Raw genomic sequence first — 15524 nt, forward strand, 5'->3', positions numbered from 1 at the left:
TCGGCACGAGGGGACGTCCCGTCGCCGCGTGACGCCTCGAAGCAGAACTTCCGCCCTGCGTTGGCCGGTTGGTACAGCGAAGGAGTACCGGGGTCACCGTCCCACTCGGCGATCTCGTAGCCGAGTGTCAGGTGGTCCCGAAACGCCGTGGGCACGAGCTCGGCCAGCTCCCCGATGGTCCTGGTGCGCGCCGTCCACCCTCGGCGCGATCAGGAGGTCGGGGATCGGTTCTGGCGCGCGACTGTTCCACCGCGCCCTTGGCGTCCTCCCAGTAGGCATGGGTAGCTTGTGGACGGTCAGTTCCAGCTCTGCGCCTTCGCAGAACGCTGCGAGCGCCGCTCGCTCCTCGTCCTCCCGCCGCGTTCCGCCTCCGGATTCGCGGGAAAGGAGCCGGTTGTCACAGAAATCGGGGCGCGGTTAGGAATCGAGACAAATCATGCGACCGCCATTTTCCGAATGCCCAGAATTGTCGTGGGGACCTTTCCGCCATGGCGCCGCGGTAGCCGGGTTGGACGTGCCCTACTTGCGGATCTCCAGCGTGCAGCACTTCGGTCCACCACCCGCCTTGCGCAACTCGGAGACGTCCACCGGCACCGGCTCGTAGCCGAGATCGGCGAGTTGATCGGCGAGCCGCTTCGCCTCGGCGGGCAGCACCACGTGGCCGCCGTCGGAGACCCCGTTGAGGCCAAGGCATGCCGCGTCAAGAGCATCCGCGCGCACCGCGTGCGGGAACATCCGCTCGAGCACCCTTCTCGACCCGGGGGAGAACGCCTCGGGATAGTAGGCGAGTTCGGCAGGGGCGCTATCTCCTGCCTCGCTGAGCACGAACAACGCCGTGTCGAGGTGGTAGTAGTGCGGGTCCGTCAACCGCAGCGAAACCACCGGAACCCCCAGCACTTCCTGTGCCTCCGCGTGCGCCTCGGGGTCGGTGCGAAAGCCGGTGCCCGCGAGCAGTTCCCTGCCTGTCCACACGAAGTCGCCTTCGGCCTCGTTGATGCGCGTCGGCATCGTGATGTCGCGGTAGCCGTGATCGACAAACCAGCGGCGGAAGTGCTCGGCCTCGGCGGCACGCTGCGCCGCCCTGAACCTGGCACCGAGCACCCGGCCGTCGATCACCGTGCCGGAGTTGGCGGCGAACACCATGTCCGGTAGCCCCGGTTGGGGCTCGACCTCGTCCACCGTGTGGCCGAGCCGCCGGTAGACATCCCGCAGCGCCGTCCACTGCGCCATCGCCAGCTCCGGGTCGACCGGCACGCTCGGGTCCATCCACGGGTTGATGGTGTAGTCCACCGCGAAGTACCGGGGTGGACACATGAGGTAGCGCCGGGGCGTTGGTAAGCGCATGCTTCGAATGTATGACCCCTTGATCACGCAATCAATCGCGAGCAGTTGCTTATCAGTATGCTTAACATTGCGTGTGAACACCTTGGACCAGCGAATCGTTTCATGCCTCGTGGCGAACGCCAGGTCGAGCTATGCCGACATCGGCAAGGTGGTGGGACTGTCCGCTCCCGCCGTCAAGAGAAGGGTCGATCGCCTGCTCGACACGGGTGTCCTGCGCGGCTTCACGGCGGTGGTCGACCCGGAGGCACTCGGCTGGGGTACTGAGGCTTTCGTCGAGGTCCACTGCCACGGCAACGTCGCTCCCGCACGCATCAGGGCACACCTGGAGCCGTTGCCTGAGGTGGTGGCCGCCTACACGGTGTCGGGCGCCGCGGATGCGATCGTGCACCTGAGAGCCGCCGACATCCATCATCTGGAGGACGCCCTCGAACGGCTTCGCGGCCTGGAGATCATCGACAGAACCGTGTCCACGGTTGTGCTGTCCACGCTGCTGGAACGCTCCCCCGAACCGGGCGCCGGTTCCCAGTAATTGGGACAGGGTATGGTGTTACCGTCGGTCACAGGTAAGCCGGATCACACCGCCGCACGATGGTCAAAAACAACAAGTAATGTCGAGGTATGAGCGCTCCACGCGCTTAGTCGTGAGAGAGGGATTCCCTGACCCATGAGCACGAGTGCCAGCGACAGCGATACCGAAGCGCTGTCCGCGACACGACCGACCGAGGTCAACAGGCTCGACCGGGTGGTGATCCGCTTCGCGGGGGACTCCGGCGATGGTATGCAGCTGACCGGCGACCGGTTCACCTCGGAGGCGGCGGCGTTCGGCAATGATCTGGCGACCTTGCCGAACTTCCCGGCGGAGATCCGTGCTCCGCAGGGGACGATCCCCGGGGTGTCGAGTTTCCAGGTGCACTTCGCCGACTACGACATCCTGACGCCTGGAGACCGGCCAGACGTGCTTGTCGCGATGAACCCGGCGGCGCTGAAGGCCAACATCGGTGATCTCCCACGGGGTGGGACGGTGATCGTCAACACCGATGAGTTCAACAAGCGCAACCTGACCAAGGTCGGGTACTCCGCAGACCCGCTCGAGGACGACTCGCTGGCGGGATTCGAGGTGCACCGCGTCGCCATGTCGACGCTGACCCAGGGGGCACTCTCGGAGACCGGGCTCGGTAAGAAGGACGCCGAGCGCTGCAAGAACATGTTCGCGCTTGGGTTGCTTTCGTGGATGTACCACCGGCCGACCGAAGGCACCGAGGCATTCCTGCGCGAGAAGTTCGCCACCAAGCCGCAGATCGCCGAAGCCAACATCCTGGCGTTTCGGGCCGGCTGGAACTACGGCGAGACCACGGAGTCGTTCGCCACGACGTTCGAGGTGGCGCCCGCGGCACTGCCGACGGGCACGTACCGGCAGATCACCGGCAACACCGCGCTGGCGTACGGGATCGTGGCGGCGGGACAGCGCTGCGGACTGCCGATCCTGCTGGGCACCTACCCGATCACCCCGGCCAGCGACGTGCTGCACGAACTGTCCAAGCACAAGAACTTCGGCATCACCACGTTCCAGGCCGAGGACGAGATCGCCGGAATCGGCGCGGCGCTCGGCGCGTCCTACGGGGGCGCGCTCGGGGTGACGTCCACCTCCGGCCCCGGGATCGCGCTCAAGAGTGAGACCATCGGGCTGGCGGTGATGACCGAACTGCCGCTGCTGGTGATCGACGTGCAGCGCGGCGGACCATCCACAGGCCTGCCGACCAAGACCGAACAGGCCGACCTGTTGCAGGCCATGTTCGGCCGCAACAGCGAGTCCCCGGTGCCGGTGATCGCGCCATGCACCCCCGCGGACTGTTTCGATGCCGCGCTGGAGGCCGCCCGGATCGCGCTGGTCTACCGCACCCCCGTGCTGTTGCTCTCCGACGGAGCGATCGCCAACGGATCGGAACCGTGGCTGATCCCCGACGTGGCGGACTTGCCGGATCTGCGGGTCGCGTTCGCGACCGAACCGAACGCCCCCGACGGCTCCGGGGAGTTCTGGCCCTACGTGCGTGACCCCGAGACCCTGGCCCGGCAGTGGGCGATCCCGGGTACGCCGGGGCTGCAACACCGGATCGGCGGGCTGGAGAAGCAGGACGGCAAGGGCAGCATCTCTTACGACCCGGACAACCACGACCACATGGTGCGGCTGCGCCAGGCCAAGGTCGACGGCATCACCGTGCCCGACGTGACGGTCGACGACCCCAGCGGCGGTCAGGCGAAAGTGCTCGCGTTGGGTTGGGGCTCCACCTACGGCCCCATCGGAGCCGCCTGTCGCCGGGTCCGTAAGCAGGGACTGCCGATCGCGCAGGCCCACCTGCGTCACCTCAACCCCTTCCCCGCCAACCTTGGCGAGGTGCTTGGCCGCTACGAGCACGTGGTGGTGCCGGAAATGAACATGGGGCAGCTCGCGCTGCTGCTGCGTGCGAAGTACCTGACCGACATCCGTTCCTACACCAAGGTCGCCGGGCTGCCGTTCAAGGCCGAGGAACTCGAATGCGTCTTCACCGACATCATCAAGGAGGCCACACAGTGACGGCCACCGATCTGGGGCTGCCCACAGCAGGCGGGCTGGACCTCGTCCCCGGTACCGACGAGCCACAGAAGGCCAAGGACTACAAGTCCGACCAGGAAGTGCGCTGGTGCCCCGGTTGCGGCGACTACGTCGTGCTCAACACCATCCAGTCCTTCCTGCCCACCCTGGGTCTCAAGCGCGAGAACATCGTGTTCATCTCCGGAATCGGCTGCAGTTCCCGGTTCCCCTACTACATGAACACCTACGGGATGCACTCCATCCACGGCCGCGCCCCCGCCATCGCTACCGGCCTCGCCACCACGCGCCCCGACCTGTCGGTGTGGGTCGTCACCGGCGACGGCGACGCCCTCTCCATCGGCGGCAACCACCTCATCCACGCGCTGCGGCGCAACGTCAACCTCAAGATCCTGCTGTTCAACAACCGGATCTACGGTCTGACCAAGGGCCAGTACTCCCCCACCAGCGACCCCGGCACGGTCACCAAGTCCACCCCGATGGGATCGCTGGACACGCCCTTCAACCCCGTCTCGCTCGCCCTGGGTGCGGAAGCCACCTTCGTCGGCCGCGCGCTGGACTCCGATCGCAAGGGACTCACCGAGGTCCTCACCGCGGCCGCCCAGCACCGCGGTTCAGCGCTGGTGGAGATCTACCAGAACTGCCCGATCTTCAACGACGGGGCCTTCGACGTCCTCAAGGACAACGACGAGGCATCCCGTCGCATCATCCCGCTGCGGTCGGGTGAACCCGTTCGGTTCGGGCCCGAGGGTGAGTACGGCGTCACCGCGACCGGCTGGGGAGGTCTGGAAGTCGGCAAGGTCTCCGAGATCGGGGAGGACAACCTCGTCGTCCACGATCCGACCATCGCCGACACCGCCTACGCCTTCGCGCTCTCCCGCATCGGGGACCAGCACCTCAACCACACCCCGACGGGCATCTTCCGCCAGGTAACCAGGCCGACCTACGACGACCAGGTCCGGGCGCAACTCGAACAGGCCAAGCAGGCCAGGACACCCGACCTGCAGGCGCTGCTTCGCGGCAAGGACACCTGGACCGTCAGCTGAGAAGTCAGCCGAGCGGGCGGAACCCCACCCGCTCGGCATCGGCGGGCGTGCGAAACCAGACCTCCGCGACCATGCGGGAGAACTGCGGCGAATCCTCGGTGCAGTAGCGCAGTGCCGTCACGCTGGCCTTGACGGTGAAGTCGTCCGACGGCCTAGCACCACCGGGACGTGGCATCGCGGAACCGGGGCCGAACGGTCCCGGCGGTGATTCCCGCGGCTCCTGCGACTCCGGCGTCTCGCGTGCCGAGGGCGCCGCACCCTTCGGTGCCACGGTGGGCTCGAACAGCGAACCGCTGTGGCCGCTCGCCGCCTCGGTCTCCGGTTCCCGCCTCGTGACTGGACGAAGCGACGGCTGGATGGGCTTGGGCGGCTCGAATCCGCCTCGAAGCGCCTGCCTTGGTTGCCGCTTCGGAAGTACCTGGGTCTGCTCGACGGGCGCCTCGTCGTTCGCGGGTGTGTCGCGGTCACCGAAGGCGTACGCGGGAGGCTGCTCGGCCCCGTTCGCGGTGTCGGCGCCATCGCCGGTGTACTCGGGCTCGTCGTCGGCGGGTGAAGCAGGCTGGAACAGGCTCGCCACCCGGCGGGGCGGCTCTTCCTGCTCGGCCGCGATGCGGCCCTCCTGTCGCGGCGGCTCCTCCTCGGGTGCCGATTCGGGCTCAAGGACCGAGCCCAGGCTCGCACCCGCGGCCGTGTCGAAGCCCGGTTCGGCAGGGGAAGGGTCCGCGGGCACCGCCGGTGGCTCCGGCGAGCGGTAAGCCCGCAGGCTGTCCTGCTCCGGCCAGCTGGGGGCCGCAGGGATGTGCTGTGTCACCTCGCCCTGCCCGGCCTGCGGCAACGGCTCGACGTACCTGGTGGACGGCATGGCAGCCACCGGGCCACCCTCCGAGCGACCGCCGCCGGTCCTCGCCTCGTGGCCCCGGTCGGGCGGTGCGGGCCGCGCCGGAGGCGCCGACTGCACCTCCGTGAGCCTGCGTCGCAGCTCACGGACACTGCGTCGAGCGGGCCGAGCGAGAAAGAGCCAGGAGAGGAGCGCACCAAGCACGAACGCGGCGGCACTGTAGACCCATACCTGTCCGAAAATGGACATCCCGACGCTGTCCTCCCTAGTGGGTACGTGCGACGAGGTAGTCGGTCACCGACTCGCAGGCGTCCCGCGCCGGAGAGGATGGCAACGCCTCCAGCTCCGTCCTCGCGCGCTGAGCGTAGTCGGAAAGGGTGACATGTGCGCGATCCAGACCACCAGAAGTCCGCAGCAGTTCGAGCGCTTCCGCCACCAGCGTGTCGTCGGTGATGGGGCCACCGAGTAGTTCGAAGAGCCTGGGATCGCAGTCCTCGTCGGCGAGCGCGTAGAGCATCGGCAGCGTCCGCACCCCTTCACGCAGGTCCGTGCCCTGTGACTTGCCCAGTTCGCTCGAAGGGGACGCGATGTCGATGATGTCGTCGGAGATCTGGAACGCCGTGCCGATGATCTCGCCGAAGCGGTGCAGAGCCTCAGTGTGGTCGGCGGCGGCGCCGGACAGCATGCCGCCAAAGCGTCCGGCGGTGGCGATCAACGAACCGGTCTTCTGACCGATAACGGAGAGGTAGTGCTCGACCGGGTCCTCACCGTGGCCAGGGCCGACCGTCTCACGCATCTGCCCGGTCACCAGCTCACCGAAAGTCTCGGCGATGATGCGGGCCGCGTCGGTGCCGAGGTCGGCGACCAGGCGCGAGGCATGTGCGAACAGGTAGTCGCCGGTCAGGATCGCCACCGTGTTGTCCCACCTGGCGTTCACGCTGAGCGCGCCGCGGCGCATCGTGGCCTCGTCCATGACGTCGTCGTGGTACAGCGTCGCCAGGTGCACCAGTTCCACCGCGGCGGCGGCGGTGATCACCGCATCCCGGCCGCCTTCGCCGAACTCGGCTGCCAGCAACGTGAACATGGGCCGGAACCGCTTACCGCCCGCCTCGACCAGATGGCGTGCCGCCTCGTTGATCGCTTCGACATCACTGCGCACGACTTCGCGAAGCACGTCCTCCACGTCCTCGAGCCCGCCGACGAGCGAGCGCAGCAACGCCTCGTCGGCGATACGCAGCCCGACCGCAGCGCGCAACTCCTCAATGGCGCCATCACGCACTGACACGTCGGTTCCGCCCTTTCGGCACTGGGTTCAGGGTCCTCACCAGCCTAATGGGCCGTGCCGAAGGGCGGGTGACCCGCGTGACGCTGCCGACACCGGCAACCCCGCACAACACCGCGGAGTGCCGCACCACCACGCGATGTAGCGTGCTACAGTACGCTCCGGCGGATGGACCACGGCCCACTGCGCCGATCAACGCAAGGACTGACCCGAAGATTATTGATCTTGAATCCCGTTCGATTTGAACATCTCATTGACAGAAACACACAAAACGATCAGGTCATTGATCGACGAGAATCGGACGAAGAAGCTGGAACCGTGCTAACTTCTCCGTGGTCGAATACCGCGCGTAGCGACAACAGTCACGACTTGGGGAGGGGCCAAGTGGTGCGGCAACCCGATGAGCGCTCCGAATTCGATCATGTTCCTTACGTGCCGTCCCAACGGGCCGTGGTGACCGAGTTCGAGCGGATCGGCTCGGTCAGTAAATCATTCCCCGAAACGGGCGGCGAAGCAGGATTCGCCTTCACCGTTGAGGAACTCGAAGAACTGGCCGGTAAATGGGAATCGCTTGCCCACGAATACGAGCAGGCGAAGTCCCGTGCCAGGGCGATCGGCGACGTGGAGTCGCCCGCGTTGGACTACGCCAGCCGTGACAATGCCGAAGCCGTTCGAACTTTCGCCGAGGCGCTGCAATTCGAACTCGAAACCCGAGCGAGTTTCTGTCGAGAAATGGAACGAAAATTCCGCGACGCCACAGGGTCCTACCTGGCGGTCGACGCGGATGCCGCCACGACAGCACACCGGCGGGGAGGCGAGTTCCAATGAAGAGAGCCGCAGCGCTCGCCTGCACGATGGCTGTGCTGCTGACCGGTGCGGCATGCGCTCGCACCGTGCCGGGAACTGCCACCCTCGCACCCGTGGTGCGACAGAGCGACGAACTGCCGGGCTACGGCGCCCCGAAGGTCGAAAAACCGCTTGATATCGACTACTTCCTGGCCAACCCGTGTGCGGCGCTGACCGACGCGCAGATTGTCAAGTACTACGGGGAGGGAAACGTGAAGTCTCCCAAGCTTGACGAAGCCACCGGCCCGGAATGCAGGTGGTACACGCCAAAACAAGGCCCAGCGGGCATCAACATCATTTATCCCGATATCCACGACTTGGGCCTGACCGCGTTGTACGACAGCAAGTACATGTACGCCTTCCTTTACGAGCTGGAACCTGTGGACGGGTACCCGGTGGTCGCCTACGGCATCCTGGACGAGCGCGCGGAAGGCGAGTGCGCGCTCCGCATCGGTACCAGCGACCGCGCCACCATCGACGTCACGATACGTCTTGGTGAGCGCAAGATCGGAAAGCTTGATCCGTGCGAGGACGGGCGCGCCGTGGCGGTCGACATCATCCGAAACATCAAGGCGAGGAACTGACATGGCCGCCGAACTTCAGCTCAGCGCCTCGCAGATCTACGAGCAGATCACCGGCGGCGCTGGTACGGACAAACTCGCCGAGGCACAACGGGCCGCAGGTGAACTGCGGCGCAAGCTGAGCGAGTACACGAACGAGCTAACGGCACTTGCCGAGCAGGTGAACGAAGCCTGGCACGGAACAACTGGTCGGCTCGCGGAGAATGCCGCTCTGCTGCTGGCTGTCCGATCCGGGCGAGACAGCGAGGAACTCCGTAGGGCCGCGGTAGCCCTGCTCCAGCAGATCGACGCCTTCGACACGGTCAGGCGGGGCGTGGTCCCCGTGCCGCCGGAACCACCCAGGATCAGTACCGACGGGCTGGCCGCGTATCTCAGCGGCCACGCCAGCTACTTCGAGGAGCTCGCCGCCTACCGGATGGCAACGCAGAACAACATCCGGGCCTTCGCCGCATATCACGAGGCGAGCGTGGCCAACGGCAACGCGATGCCCACTACGGTTTCGCTCGCGATGGTTCCTGGCGCGAACATCGAACGCGCAGCATTCACCCCGTCTGCAATTACGGAGAGGAACGCCGGGGATGCGCAGGGCGCGCAGGACACGGAGAACACGGACAACGCCGACACCCGAACCGCGCTGACTTCCCGTAGCGAGTCGGGTACCTCACCCCGGCGCAGTGGCGAGTCACCGACCCGTGAAACCGGCACCCCGATGGACGGCCAGTTTCCCGAAACCCCGGACGGCGCCGCTGCCTCGCCCGCGAACCAGCATGGACCCGTGCGGGTAGCAGCGAGCCCCACGACCGTTGCTGTCGATTCGTCGAGCACCGTGCGGTTGCCGCACGCCTCGGAAACCGCGTCGGTCGAGTCGGCGCGACCCACCCCGCGCGGCAACGGCGACAGTGGCGGCGCTGGTTTCAACGAGTTGGTCGGGCGAGGCCCCGACGCTCCCCACCGGACTCCCCCACCACCGGGCCCCCGTGGCGGGCTCAGGGGTGCGTCCCCCGCTCAGCCGAACGGCATGCCTCCCGCCGGCGGACAGCCTGGCGGGAACCGTGGTGCCACGGGTGTGCCGCTCGGGGCCGCCTCACCCCGTCGCGGCGAGGACGACCGAGAACGCAAGCGCCCGGCATACCTGCTCGAGCCTGACCCGGACGAAACCTTCGCGGGCCCTCATGAACGGACCGTGCCTCCCGTTGTCGGTGACCGCCCGGAGCGGTGAGCCGTGCGCGTGGAACTGCCGCTGGACACGCTGCTGACGGCGATGTCGTTGGCAGGATGCGGCGAGCCACATCTCGTCTTCGCGGGCGGCGAGCGATACGTGCCGCCCTCCGCCGCCGACCGGGTCCGGCGGGAAGCGCTCGACGAACTCGCCTCGCTCGGACTGGCCACCAGCGGTGGGCTGGACCGTGGTTTCGAGGACGTACTGCGCACACTCGACCGTCCGCATACCGAGTACATCGCGCATGTTCGCGCGGGTGACCGGCAGTACGGGATGCTCGTGGCGGTGCGGGGCCGCTCAGCGACCATCGCTGTTCGCGAGAAGGGCAGCGTGCGCCTGCATCGGGTGCGTGAAACGGATTACGCGGCCGTGCTTGTCAATCGCCTGCCCCCGGCCGCACCCGCCGAGTTCACACCGTTCTCCGTGCCGAGGCGGGAGATCCGGGACGAGCCCACCAGCCAGGGCGCCCGCGAACTGGTACGCATCCTGACGGGGTCGAGCAGCGGACTCGGCTACCTGCACGTGGCCCGCCGCCCGGGCGGGGACAGCCGCACGGAGGCCCCCGAGGCGATCTGCTATGTGGACGCCGAAGCAGGCCGGGTGGGCATCGCGCCCTCGGACGGCGACCACTTCACGGTGTTCCCCGGCGACGAGACCCGCCTCACGGGCAGGCTCGCCGCCGTACGTGCCACGCTTCGGTGAGCTACGAGGTGAGCGCGAACCCGCCGGAGCCCGCCCAGTCGAGCGCGAACGTCGGTGCGATGCCGAGCAGCAAGGTCACCACGACGCCGAGGGTGATGGCCGCCGTGGTGAACGCGCCGGGCACGCTCACCGTCGGCCCGTCGGGCGCGGGCTCGGAGAAGTACATCAGCACCACCACCCGCAGGTAGAAGAACGCGGCGACTGCGCTGAACACCAGCGCGATCACCACAAGCGGCGCCATACCGTCGGACAGCGCGGCGGAGAAAACCACGAACTTGCCGACGAAACCACTGGTCAGTGGAATACCGGCCAGCGCGAGTAGCAGGAAGGTGAACACCGCGGCGAGCACCGGAGAGCGCTTGGCCAGCCCCGCCCACGCCGAAAGGTGGGTCGCCTCCCCCGTGGAGTCGCGCACGAGCGAGACCACCCCGAACGCCGCCAGCGTGGTGAAGCCGTAAGCCAGCAGGTAGAACATCGTGCCGGAAAGGCCGTCCTCGGTCAGCGCCATGGTGCCGATGAGCAGGAAGCCCGCATGAGCGACCGAGGAGTAGGCGATCATCCGCTTCACGTCGGTCTGTGTGAGGCCGAGTACCGCGCCGATCACCATCGACACGATCGCGACCGCCCACAGCACGCCCCGCCACTCCCAACTGGTGGACTCGAAAGCGACCGTCAGTACCCGGAGCATGCCACCGAACGCGGCGACCTTCGTGCACGCCGCCATGAAGGCCGTCACCGGCGTCGGCGCACCCTGGTAGACATCCGGTGTCCAGGTGTGGAACGGTCCGACCGACGCCTTGAAAAGCAGGCCCACCATCAGCAGGCCGAAGCCCGCGAACAGCAGCGTGTCGGAGCGGTCGGTACCCGCCGTGGCGTTGGCGATCTCGGTGAACCGCACCGAACCCGCGTAGCCGTACAGCAGAGCTAAACCGTAAAGGAAGAACGCGCTGGCGAAGGCACCTAGCAGGAAGTACTTCACCGCCGCTTCCTGGGACAGCAACCTGCGCCTGCGGGCGAGGCCCACCATCAGATACAGCGGCAGGCTCAGCACTTCCAGCGCCACGAACATGGTGAGCAGGTCGTTGGCCGCGGTGAACACCATCATGCCGCCGAGCGCGAACAGGCTCAGCGGGAAGACCTCGGTCTGCATGCCGGTGGAACCGACCTGGGCACGGTCCTGGATGGTGCCGGGGCTGATGCCCGCCTCCGCGACGAAGGAGCCGCCTGGCTCCACCGAGCGGTCCGCGATCAGCAGCAGCGCCGCGACCGACAGCGCCAGCAGCGTGCCCCACAGGAACAGCGCGGGCCGATCCACCGAGATCGTGCCGCTGAAAGTGGTCACTCCGGCAGGAGGCGAACTGCTGGCGTAGGCGGCCAGCGCGGCCCCGGCGGCGACCAGCGCGAGCAGGCTCAGCACCACCTGACTGGACCAGCGCTGGTGCTTCGGCAGAAATGCCTCAAGCAACACCCCGAGGCACGCGGCACCGAGCACGATCAGTATCGGCAGCACCGCCGCGTAATCGATGCCCGGCGCGTCCATGCGCTCGGCCTGCTGTGCGAGAAGAACGTTCATCACGGCTGGAACTACCTTTCCTGCACCGCTGAGACGGTCGCCTCCATCGATGGCGTGACCGTGTCGAGCACCGGCTTCGGGTAGAAGCCGAGCCCGACGATCAACACCACGAGCGGGGCGAGCACGGCGATTTCCTTGCCGGACAGGTCACGGATTGCCTTCTTGGCGCCGACGTCTGGTGCCACCGCGGTGCCGGGGCCACCGCCGACGCCGACCAGCGCGTCACCACGCACCGGGCCGGTCATGATCCGCTGGTACAGCCACAGCACGTATGCGGCGGCGAGCACCATGCCCACCGTCGCGATGATCGCGTAGACCGGCCTTGAGTCGAACGCCCCGATGAGCACGAGGAACTCGCTGATGAAGGAACTCGTGCCTGGCAACGACAACGTCGATAGGCCCGCGATGAGCAGCATGCCGCCGAGAATCGGTGTCACCTTGAACATGCCACCGTAGTCCGAGATCCGGGTGGACCCGCCCCTGGTCGCGACGATGCCGATCACCAGGATCAGCATGCCGGTGGCGAGGCTGTGGTTGAGCATGTACGTGGCCGACCCGACCACCGACTGCGTCGTTAAGGCGAAGATGCCCAGCGCGATGAATCCGAAGTGGGCGATCGAAACGTAGGCGAGGAAACGCTTCATGTCCTGCTGCCCGGCCGCCAGGATCGCACCGTAGATCACACCGATGACGGCGAGCACGAGCACCAGCGGCGCGAGCTGCGAACTGGCGTCGGGGAACATCGGCAGGTTGTAGCGCAGGAACCCGAACGTGCCGACCTTGTCGAGGACACCGATCAGCAGCACGGTGACCGCGATCGGTGCCTGCCCCGCGGCGTCGGGCAGCCAGGTGTGGAACGGCACCAGCGGCGCCTTGATGGCGAACGCGACGAAGAAACCGAGGAACAGCCAGACCTGTGTGGTGGCGGGTGCTTCGCTCACCACACTCACCAGCGTGGCCCAGTCGAACGTTCCGCTTCCGAGTTCGTCGGCGGCCAGCACGTACGCCCCGATGACGGAGGCCAGCATGATGAGCCCGCCGAGGAAGGAGTACAGGAAGAACTTCACCGCGGCGTACTGCCGCCTCGGCCCGCCGTAGAAGCCGATGAGGAAGTACATCGGCACCAGCATGATCTCGAACAGCACGTAGAACAGGAACACGTCGGTCGCCGCGAACACGGAGATCGTCAAAGCCTGCTGTAGCAGGATCAGCGAAAGGAACCCACCGACGGAGCGGCCTTCCGGCAGCCGATCGGTTGAGCGCAGCGCACCGATCACGATCGGCACGAGGAGCGCGATCACGGCGATCATCAGCAACGCGATGCCGTCGATGCCGAACGAGATGTGGATACCGAACGCCGGAATCCAGTCCATCGACGTGGCCTGCTGGATTCGCTCGCCCCCTGGGTCGTAGGCCAGCCACAGCGGAACGACCAGCAGTAACTCCAGCACCGCGACCGCGAGCGCTACCACGGTGGCCATGCGCTCGTTACCGCGCAGCCCCGCGACCGCGATGGCGCCCGCGAGCGGCAGCAGGATCAGGGCCACAAGCCAACTCATGAGAACCTCACCAGGAGCAGGGCGGCGACCAGCAGGAAGGAGCCGCCGAGCATGGAAAGCGCGTAGGAACGGACGAACCCGGTCTGCAACCTTCGCAGCCGGCCGGAGCCGCCGCCGAACGCCGCCGCGATCCCGTTGACGGCGCCGTCGACGCCGCGGTTGTCGAGGAACACGGCGAACCGGGTGGCCCAGAGGCCGGGTGTGGCGACAAGAGCCTCGTTGAGCGCGTTGCCGTAGAGGTCCTTACGTGCGGCACGCACCGGCCAGGACACGTTCTGCGGCCGCTCGATCGACACCTCTCGCCTGCCGAACAGGGCCCACGCCAGCAGCACACCGAGCGCGGACAGTCCGACGGTCAGCCAGGGGATCAGCGCGTGCGGCAACACGCCGTGCTCGGACTCGGCGAGTTCACCCACCGAAGGCGTGAGGAACTCGGCGAGCGCGCCGCCCGAGACGAGCAGGAAGCCCGCCGCCACCGAGCCAACGGCCAGCACGATCATCGGGATAGTCATCACCGGTGGCGACTCGTGCGGATGGAACTGCCTGCCGTCCGAGGACGTGGTCTCCCGCCAACGCTGCTTGCCGAAGAACGTGAGCAAGACCAGGCGCGTCATGTAGAAGCCGGTGATCCCGGCGGCGAGCAGCGCGGAGCCGCCGAACACCCAGCCACGCCAACCCTCCTGGCCGAACGCCGCCTCGATGATGGCGTCCTTGGTGTAGAAGCCGGAAAGGAACGGGAATCCGATGATGGCGAGGTAGCCGAGACCGAACGTGGCGAACGTGATCGGCATGCTCTTGTAGAGCCCGCCGAACTTGCGCATGTCCACCTCGTCGTTCATGCCGTGCATGACCGATCCCGCGCCGAGGAACAACCCGGCCTTGAAGAAGCCGTGGGTCAAAAGGTGCGCGATCCCGAGCGCGTAACCGAACGGGCCGAGCCCCACCGCGAGCATCATGTACCCGATCTGACTCACCGTGGAGTAGGCGAGCACCTTCTTGATGTCGTCGTAGGCACAGCCGATGATCGAGCCGAGCAGCAGCGTGAAGGCACCGATGATGGTGACCATCAGCCTGCCGTCCTCGGTCAGGTTGTAGATCGGCGCGGAACGGGCGATGAGATACACACCGGCCGTGACCATGGTCGCTGCGTGGATGAGTGCCGAGACCGGGGTCGGACCCTCCATGGCGTCAGGCAACCACGCCTGTAGCGGGAACTGGCCGGACTTGCCGACCGCGCCAAGCAACAGCAGCAGACCGATCGCGGTGACCACACCCGGCGAGACGTCACCGATCCCGGCGAAGACCTCGGAGTAGGCGGTGCTGCCGATGTACTTGAACATCAAGAAGATCGCCAGCGCCAGCCCGACGTCGCCGACGCGGTTCATCAGGAACGCCTTCTTCGCCGCTGTCGCCGCCGACGGCCTGTCCTGGTACCAGCCGATCAGCAGGTAGGACGCCAGCCCGACGCCTTCCCAACCCAGGTACAGCGTCACGAAGCTGTTGCTGAGCACCAGCACCAGCATCGCCGCGACGAACAGGTTGAGGTAGCCGAAGAACCGGCGCCGGTCGGCGTCCTCGGACATGTAGCCGACCGAGTAGATGTGGATCAGCGACCCGACCCCGGTGACCAGCAACACGAAGGTCATGGACAGCGGGTCGATCCGCAGTCCGAAGTCGACCTGCAGGGCCTCGACGGGAATCCACGAGTAGACGGTGGTGTCCACGGTTTCGGCGAAGGAGTTGCCGAGGAACATCGCGAGCCCGTAGGCGAACGACGCGACGACGGTAGCGATGCCGAGCAGGTGTCCCCACGCGTTGGTCCGCTTACCTCCCGCAAGCAGGATGAGCGCACCGAGCGCGGGGAACGCCACCAGCAGCCACGATGATGCGATCAAGGCTCAACCCCTAGTTCGTCTTCGCTCGATTCCGGCACAGCTGCGCGTCTCA

13 protein-coding genes and 1 pseudogene are annotated in these 15524 nt (G+C 66.9%); 7 read left to right on the forward strand and 7 right to left on the reverse strand.

Features of this window, described 5'->3' with window-relative positions:
- Window positions 1–65: 65 nt before the first annotated feature.
- Both FHU38_RS27550 and ddaH read right to left on the reverse strand, forming a co-directional pair.
- Window positions 66–375: pseudogene (locus FHU38_RS27550) on the reverse strand (PIG-L family deacetylase); the annotation flags it as partial.
- Between the two features lie 144 nt (window positions 376–519).
- Window positions 520–1344 (reverse strand): dimethylargininase, encoded by an 825-nt coding sequence (gene ddaH, locus FHU38_RS23180; protein WP_208415792.1) that lies wholly within the window; start codon window positions 1342–1344, stop codon window positions 520–522.
- A 73-nt stretch (window positions 1345–1417) separates the two neighbouring features.
- Between ddaH and FHU38_RS23185 the strand changes: the two genes are divergently transcribed.
- From FHU38_RS23185 to FHU38_RS23195, 3 genes are all read left to right on the forward strand, one after another.
- Window positions 1418–1873 carry an Lrp/AsnC family transcriptional regulator gene (locus tag FHU38_RS23185; RefSeq protein ID WP_167175169.1) on the forward strand — a complete coding sequence of 152 codons (456 nt, stop codon included), beginning with the start codon at window positions 1418–1420 and terminating at the stop codon, window positions 1871–1873.
- Window positions 1874–2008: 135 nt separating this feature from the next.
- Window positions 2009–3916, forward strand: a complete 1908-nt coding sequence (locus FHU38_RS23190; RefSeq protein WP_167175172.1) for a 2-oxoacid:acceptor oxidoreductase subunit alpha — start codon at window positions 2009–2011, stop codon at window positions 3914–3916.
- Window positions 3913–4977 (forward strand): 2-oxoacid:ferredoxin oxidoreductase subunit beta, encoded by a 1065-nt coding sequence (locus FHU38_RS23195; RefSeq protein ID WP_167175175.1) that lies wholly within the window; start codon window positions 3913–3915, stop codon window positions 4975–4977. The genes FHU38_RS23190 and FHU38_RS23195 overlap by 4 nt, the downstream gene beginning before the upstream one ends.
- 4 nt (window positions 4978–4981) lie before the next feature.
- On the opposite strand, the gene FHU38_RS23200 is transcribed toward FHU38_RS23195, so the two are convergent.
- Window positions 4982–6064 carry a sunset domain-containing protein gene (locus FHU38_RS23200; protein WP_167175178.1) on the reverse strand — a complete coding sequence of 361 codons (1083 nt, stop codon included), beginning with the start codon at window positions 6062–6064 and terminating at the stop codon, window positions 4982–4984.
- A 16-nt stretch (window positions 6065–6080) separates the two neighbouring features.
- Window positions 6081–7100, reverse strand: coding sequence for a polyprenyl synthetase family protein (locus FHU38_RS23205; protein WP_167175181.1), 1020 nt, complete (start codon window positions 7098–7100; stop codon window positions 6081–6083).
- Between the two features lie 165 nt (window positions 7101–7265).
- On the opposite strand from FHU38_RS23205, the gene FHU38_RS23210 reads away from it, so the two are divergent.
- From FHU38_RS23210 to FHU38_RS23225, 4 genes are read left to right on the forward strand one after another with little or no spacing between them, the layout of a single operon-like run.
- Window positions 7266–7925 (forward strand): hypothetical protein, encoded by a 660-nt coding sequence (locus FHU38_RS23210; protein ID WP_167175184.1) that lies wholly within the window; start codon window positions 7266–7268, stop codon window positions 7923–7925.
- A gap of 26 nt (window positions 7926–7951) precedes the next feature.
- The gene (locus tag FHU38_RS23215) at window positions 7952–8527 is read left to right on the forward strand and encodes a DUF3558 domain-containing protein (protein WP_167175187.1); all 576 of its coding nucleotides are present in this window, start codon (window positions 7952–7954) and stop codon (window positions 8525–8527) included.
- A gap of 1 nt (window position 8528) precedes the next feature.
- Window positions 8529–9743, forward strand: a complete 1215-nt coding sequence (locus FHU38_RS23220; protein WP_167175190.1) for a hypothetical protein — start codon at window positions 8529–8531, stop codon at window positions 9741–9743.
- Between the two features lie 3 nt (window positions 9744–9746).
- The gene (locus FHU38_RS23225; RefSeq protein WP_167175193.1) at window positions 9747–10445 is read left to right on the forward strand and encodes an ESX secretion-associated protein EspG; all 699 of its coding nucleotides are present in this window, start codon (window positions 9747–9749) and stop codon (window positions 10443–10445) included.
- Window position 10446: 1 nt separating this feature from the next.
- Here the strand turns inward: FHU38_RS23225 and nuoN are convergent, their stop codons facing one another.
- Genes nuoN through nuoL form a run of 3 tightly spaced genes read right to left on the reverse strand, consistent with a single transcriptional unit; the run spans window position 10447 to window position 15472 of the window.
- Window positions 10447–12018 carry an NADH-quinone oxidoreductase subunit NuoN gene (gene nuoN / locus FHU38_RS23230; protein ID WP_208415795.1) on the reverse strand — a complete coding sequence of 524 codons (1572 nt, stop codon included), beginning with the start codon at window positions 12016–12018 and terminating at the stop codon, window positions 10447–10449.
- An 11-nt stretch (window positions 12019–12029) separates the two neighbouring features.
- Window positions 12030–13577 (reverse strand): NADH-quinone oxidoreductase subunit M, encoded by a 1548-nt coding sequence (locus FHU38_RS23235; protein WP_167175199.1) that lies wholly within the window; start codon window positions 13575–13577, stop codon window positions 12030–12032.
- Entirely contained in the window at window positions 13574–15472 is a 1899-nt protein-coding gene (gene nuoL / locus FHU38_RS23240; protein WP_167175202.1) for an NADH-quinone oxidoreductase subunit L, read from the reverse strand. Before nuoL ends, FHU38_RS23235 begins: the two co-directional genes overlap by 4 nt.
- Between the last annotated feature and the right edge of the window lie 52 nt (window positions 15473–15524).

This window comes from Saccharomonospora amisosensis, assembly GCF_011761185.1.
In the GTDB taxonomy this organism is placed as follows: domain Bacteria; phylum Actinomycetota; class Actinomycetes; order Mycobacteriales; family Pseudonocardiaceae; genus Saccharomonospora_A; species Saccharomonospora_A amisosensis.